Consider the following 3,335-nt stretch of genomic DNA (forward strand, 5'->3'; position numbering starts at 1 on the left):
CGCATGTTTGTGTGTGTGGGGTGTGTGGTGTGGGGTTGTTGTTTGAGAACTACATAGTGGACGCGAGCATCTTGTATAAGAAGCAATTTCCAAGATATATGAACCTGGATCTGGCTGCGCGTGATGGTACTGCCCTTGGGTGGTGTCCGTTGGGTGTGGTTGGTTTTCGTGGTTCTCTCGAAAATGTTTTTGATCTTTGTGGTCAAGTTTTTAAGAGCACACGGTGGATGCCTTGGCATTAGGAGCCGAAGAAGGACGTAGGAATCTGCGATAAGCCTGGGGGAGTCGATAACCGGACTGTGATCCCAGGGTGTCCGAATGGGGAAACCCCGCTAAGCGCCGCAAGGTGACTTGGTGACCCGTACCTGAACACATAGGGTGCGTGGGGGGAACGCGGGGAAGTGAAACATCTCAGTACCCGCAGGAAGAGAAAACAATAGTGATTCCGTTAGTAGTGGCGAGCGAACGCGGATCAGGCTAAACCGTTCCATGTGTGATAGCCGGCGGGCGTTGCATGGTCGGGGTTGTGGGACTTTCCATACCAGTTCTGCCGGGCTGGTGGGGTGTGATGTGCGCGCATAGGTGAACGGTTTTGAAAGGCCGGCCAGAGAGGGTGTTAGTCCCGTAACCGTAATGTGTTTGTACCGCCTGTGAGAGTATCCCAAGTAGTACGGGGCCCGAGAAATCCCGTGCGAATCTGTCAGGACCACCTGATAAGCCTAAATACTCCCTAATGACCGATAGCGGACCAGTACCGTGAGGGAAAGGTGAAAAGTACCCCGGGAGGGGAGTGAAACAGTACCTGAAACCGTGTGCTTACAATCCGTCGGAGCCAGTCTGATTCTGGTGACGGCGTGCCTTTTGAAGAATGAGCCTGCGAGTTAGTGTTACGTCGCGAGGTTAACCCGTGTGGGGCAGCCGTAGCGAAAGCGAGTCTGAATAGGGCGTGTGAGTGGCGTGATCTAGACCCGAAGCGAAGTGATCTACCCATGGCCAGGTTGAAGCGACGGTAAGACGTCGTGGAGGACCGAACCCACTTCAGTTGAAAATGGAGGGGATGAGCTGTGGGTAGGGGTGAAAGGCCAATCAAACTTCGTGATAGCTGGTTCTCCCCGAAATGCATTTAGGTGCAGCGTTGCGTGTTTCTTGCTGGAGGTAGAGCTACTGGATGGCTAATGGGCCCTACAAGGTTACTGACGTCAGCCAAACTCCGAATGCCGGTAAGTGAGAGCGCAGCAGTGAGACTGTGGGGGATAAGCTTCATAGTCGAGAGGGAAACAGCCCAGACCACCAACTAAGGCCCCTAAGCGTGTGCTAAGTGGGAAAGGATGTGGAGTTGCCCAGACAACCAGGAGGTTGGCTTAGAAGCAGCCACCCTTAAAAGAGTGCGTAATAGCTCACTGGTCAAGTGATTCCGCGCCGACAATGTAGCGGGGCTCAAGTACACCGCCGAAGTTGTGGCATTCACATATGTTCCTAGCCTTCGTGGTTCAGGAGTGTGGATGGGTAGGGGAGCGTCGTGTGGGCGGTGAAGTCGCGGTGTAAACCAGCGGTGGAGCCTACACGAGTGAGAATGCAGGCATGAGTAGCGAAAGACGGGTGAGAAACCCGTCCGCCGAATGATCAAGGGTTCCAGGGTCAAGCTAATCTGCCCTGGGTAAGTCGGGACCTAAGGCGAGGCCGACAGGCGTAGTCGATGGACAACGGGTTGATATTCCCGTACCGGCGAAAAACCGTCCATGTTGAACAGGGGATACTAACCGCCCGAAACCTGCCTGACCGTCCTTTGGATGGAAGGGTTTTGGTGGAGCGCGGGACCTGATCCTGGGAGGCAAGCGTATTAACAGGTGTGACGCAGGAAGGTAGCCGAGCCGGGCGATGGTTGTCCCGGTCTAAGGATGTAGGGCGAGTGGTAGGCAAATCCGCCACTCATAGTGCCTGAGATCTGATGGGACCCCCGTTTGGGGGGATTTGGTGATCCTATGCTGCCGAGAAAAGCATCGACGCGAGGTTTTAGCCGCCCGTACCCCAAACCGACACAGGTGATCAGGTAGAGAATACTAAGGCGATCGAGAGAATTATGGTTAAGGAACTCGGCAAAATGCCCCCGTAACTTCGGGAGAAGGGGGGCCCCAACCTTGATACACCCTTGCGGTGTGGAGGGGATCGGGGCCGCAGAGACCAGGGGGAAGCGACTGTTTACTAAAAACACAGGTCCGTGCGAAGTCGCAAGACGATGTATACGGACTGACTCCTGCCCGGTGCTGGAAGGTTAAGAGGACCGGTTAGCCTCACGGCGAAGCTGAGAATTTAAGCCCCAGTAAACGGCGGTGGTAACTATAACCATCCTAAGGTAGCGAAATTCCTTGTCGGGTAAGTTCCGACCTGCACGAATGGAGTAACGACTTCCCCGCTGTCTCAACCATAAACTCGGCGAAATTGCAGTACGAGTAAAGATGCTCGTTACGCGCAGCAGGACGGAAAGACCCCGAGACCTTTACTATAGTTTGGTATTGGTGTTCGGAGTGGCTTGTGTAGGATAGGTGGGAGACGTTGAAGCCCGGACGCCAGTTCGGGTGGAGTCATCGTTGAAATACCACTCTGGTCACTTTGGACATCTAACTTCGGCCCGTAATCCGGGTCAGGGACAGTGCCTGATGGGTAGTTTAACTGGGGCGGTTGCCTCCTAAAAAGTAACGGAGGCGCCCAAAGGTTCCCTCAGCCTGGTTGGCAATCAGGTGTCGAGTGTAAGTGCACAAGGGAGCTTGACTGTGAGAGAGACATCTCGAGCAGGGACGAAAGTCGGGACTAGTGATCCGGCGGTACATTGTGGAATGGCCGTCGCTCAACGGATAAAAGGTACCTCGGGGATAACAGGCTGATCTTGCCCAAGAGTCCATATCGACGGCATGGTTTGGCACCTCGATGTCGGCTCGTCGCATCCTGGGGCTGGAGTAGGTCCCAAGGGTTGGGCTGTTCGCCCATTAAAGCGGTACGCGAGCTGGGTTTAGAACGTCGTGAGACAGTTCGGTCCCTATCCGCTGCGCGCGCAGGAAATTTGAGAAGGGCTGTCCTTAGTACGAGAGGACCGGGACGGACGAACCTCTGGTGTGTCAGTTGTACTGCCAAGTGCACCGCTGATTAGCTACGTTCGGATGGGATAACCGCTGAAAGCATCTAAGCGGGAAGCTCGCTTCAAGATGAGATTTCCATACACCTTGTGTGTGAGAGGCCCCCAGCCAGACCACTGGGTTGATAGGCCGGATGTGGAAGCGAGGACTAACGACTCGTGAAGCTGACCGGTACTAATAGGCCAACAACTTACACCACACAGA

The 3,335-nt window shown here is 54.7% G+C and carries 1 rRNA gene; it reads left to right on the top strand.

What is annotated here, in order from left to right:
• Nucleotides 1-200 precede the first annotated feature (200 nt).
• Nucleotides 201-3,330: ribosomal RNA gene (locus tag ACR65J_RS20930) — 23S ribosomal RNA — on the top strand.
• Nucleotides 3,331-3,335 lie beyond the last annotated feature (5 nt).

The organism is Arthrobacter sp. SAFR-044, assembly GCF_059414985.1.